This is a genomic window from Pseudoalteromonas sp. TB25, assembly GCF_000497995.1.
In the GTDB taxonomy this organism is placed as follows: Bacteria; Pseudomonadota; Gammaproteobacteria; order Enterobacterales; family Alteromonadaceae; genus Pseudoalteromonas; species Pseudoalteromonas distincta.
Genome location: NZ_AUTI01000212.1, coordinates 1 through 2,312, shown reverse-complemented (window position 1 = coordinate 2,312; position 2,312 = coordinate 1). Strand labels below are relative to the sequence as shown.

General features: G+C 38.5%; 3 protein-coding genes and 1 pseudogene. 1 reads left to right on the top strand and 3 read right to left on the bottom strand.

The genetic code is table 11. The features are described 5' to 3' along the window. From L652_RS0105580 to L652_RS01000000123300, 3 genes and pseudogenes are all read right to left on the bottom strand, one after another. Nucleotides 1-227 (bottom strand): annotated as a pseudogene (locus L652_RS0105580) (IS66 family transposase); the annotation flags it as partial. A 70-nt stretch (nucleotides 228-297) separates the two neighbouring features. Continuing rightward, nucleotides 298-651: an IS66 family insertion sequence element accessory protein TnpB gene (gene tnpB, locus L652_RS0105575; RefSeq protein WP_024596033.1), complete on the bottom strand. Its 354-nt coding sequence runs from the start codon at nucleotides 649-651 to the stop codon at nucleotides 298-300. Then, nucleotides 648-944: a hypothetical protein gene (locus L652_RS01000000123300; protein WP_024596032.1), complete on the bottom strand. Its 297-nt coding sequence runs from the start codon at nucleotides 942-944 to the stop codon at nucleotides 648-650. The genes tnpB and L652_RS01000000123300 overlap by 4 nt, the downstream gene beginning before the upstream one ends. Nucleotides 945-1,063: 119 nt before the next feature. Here L652_RS01000000123300 and L652_RS0105565 point away from each other — a divergent pair. Further along, nucleotides 1,064-2,312 (top strand): pitrilysin family protein (locus tag L652_RS0105565; protein ID WP_024603357.1); only part of this gene is annotated, 1,249 nt, incomplete at its 3' end.

The following is a 2,312-nucleotide window of genomic DNA, read 5'->3' as shown; positions in this document are numbered from 1 at the left end:
GCAAGCTCATCAGGTTGCTCAATGATGTCTTCGGCTTCATTAAACAATTCACCTTGTGCGTCAAAGCCTTCGGTACTTTTACCAAATTGTTTTTGTTGCGCTAGGCGGAATTGCTCCTCTAGATACCGGTTTCTCGCAGTCGCTTGCGCTAACTTTTCAGCGTGCTCTACCAACAGCTTTTTAAGCAACGCCGGATCGTTTGGAAGGCGGTTAACATCAATATTCATCCTTCTATTTTATAATGTTTTTTACCGTAAACTAGCTTAATGCGATGGTTAATATTGATCCCGCGACGATCTAAATAATGCTAGCGTTTTCGATGTTGATTTGTTGATGCCCTATGACATCATACCCAGATAATAACCAGTGTAATTGTTGCTCGGTTAAGTTTAGGGTGTCGGCGCTGAGGTTTTTCGGCCATTTAAATTTGTGCTTATCGAGGCGTTTATACCACAGGGCAAAGCCTGTGTTATCCCAATACAATATCTTCAGCTTATCTCGGCTTTTATTACAAAAAACAAACACGGCACCGGATAGCACTGACAGTTCGAGTTCACTTTCAACAATGGCCGCTAAGCCATTAATGGATTTTCTGAAGTCGACAAACTGATTGCAAAGGTACACGTCGGGCACATCAATAAACATGTTCATGCTTGCAGCGCCTTTATTAAATTAGCCACCCATGTAGGCTCAGATGAGGTTGGTATAGTTAAATGAGTTTCACCATGAGATAACGTGATTGAGGCATTCACTTTATGGGGAATGGCTTTGTTTTGCACTTTCACCAATTTAGGTGCTTTTGCAGCGTCTTGTAACTTAGACCGATATTTATAAAAGTTTGAAGTGGGTAACATGTTTTCTTTACAAAATGCGACAATAGATAAGCCGCTGGTTTGTTGCTGCTCAATCAATTTTTGCCAGTCATTAAGGGTTCTTTTTTGCATAATACCTCCAGTAGAAACTGACGATATTTTCTATTAATTAAATCCACTCTGCTAGGTGTCGTTGCTCGGACGCTTACAGTCTTTAAACTCATTGAGTTAATTTAAATATGGACTAAAAAATGAAACTCACAAAAATTGCACTTGCTGTTTTACTTGCATCAGGGTTGGCTGCATGTAATAGCTCAACTCAAGCTGTTGATAAAAATATTGTTACAGAAACATCAATTCCTGGCGTTACACTTATTGAATCAGTGAAATCTAATGCAGGTGAAATCAACATACCGTATAAAAAATATAAACTAGATAACGGTTTAACTGTAATTGTGCATGAGGATCATTCAGATCCCTTAGTACACGTTGATGTAACATACCACGTTGGTTCTGCTCGCGAAGAGTTGGGTAAGTCAGGCTTTGCTCACTTTTTTGAGCATATGATGTTTCAAGGTTCAGAAAATGTTGCTGATGAGGAACATTTTAAAATAATATCTGAAGCAGGCGGTACTTTAAATGGTACAACTAACTCAGATAGAACAAACTATTTTGAAACAGTACCAGTAAATCAATTAGAAAAAATGTTGTGGCTAGAAGCTGATCGAATGGGCTTTTTACTCGATGCTGTAACCCAAGAAAAATTTGAAGTACAACGCGAAACAGTAAAAAACGAGCGCGGCCAACGTGTTGATAATCGCCCTTATGGTCGTTTAGGTGAACGTGTTGCTCAAGCGATGTATCCAGACGGCCATCCATATTCATGGCCTGTAATTGGTTTTATGGACGATTTAAATCGCGTAAATGTAAATGATTTAAAAGCATTCTTTTTAAAATGGTACGGACCAAATAATGCAACGCTTACCATTGGTGGTGACATCAGCGCTAATGAAATACTGCCATTAGTTACTAAATACTTTGCACCAATCCCAAAAGGTCCTGAAATACCTAAAGTTGAAAAAACAGCGGTAACACTAAATGCCGATAGATATATTTCAATGGAAGATAAGGTTCACTTACCTTTATTAAGTATGAGTTTCCCAACGACTTACGCTCGCTCTGAAGATGAAGCACCTCTTGATATACTTGCTGAAATATTAGGTGGAGGTAATAATTCACTACTATACAAAAACCTAGTTAAAACTCAACTTGCTGTTCAAGCAAGTGCAAATCATCCATGCCAAGAGTTAGCGTGTTCAATTAGCCTTTATGCTTTACCAAATCCTACAGCAGGGAAAACGTTAGCTGATATGGAAAAAATCATTCGTGATTCATTTGTTGAATTTGAAGAGCGTGGCGTTACACAAGATGATTTAGATAAAGTAAAAGCTAAAATAGAGTCGGGTGCAATTTTTGGTCTGCAAAGCGTATCAGGAAAAG

Excerpts from the sequence above, each read along its gene's own strand:
- tnpB (WP_024596033.1), bottom strand. The coding sequence starts at position 651 with ATGAACATGTTTATTGATGTGCCCGACGTGTACCTTTGCAATCAGTTT.
- L652_RS01000000123300 (WP_024596032.1), bottom strand. The coding sequence starts at position 944 with ATGCAAAAAAGAACCCTTAATGACTGGCAAAAATTGATTGAGCAGCAA.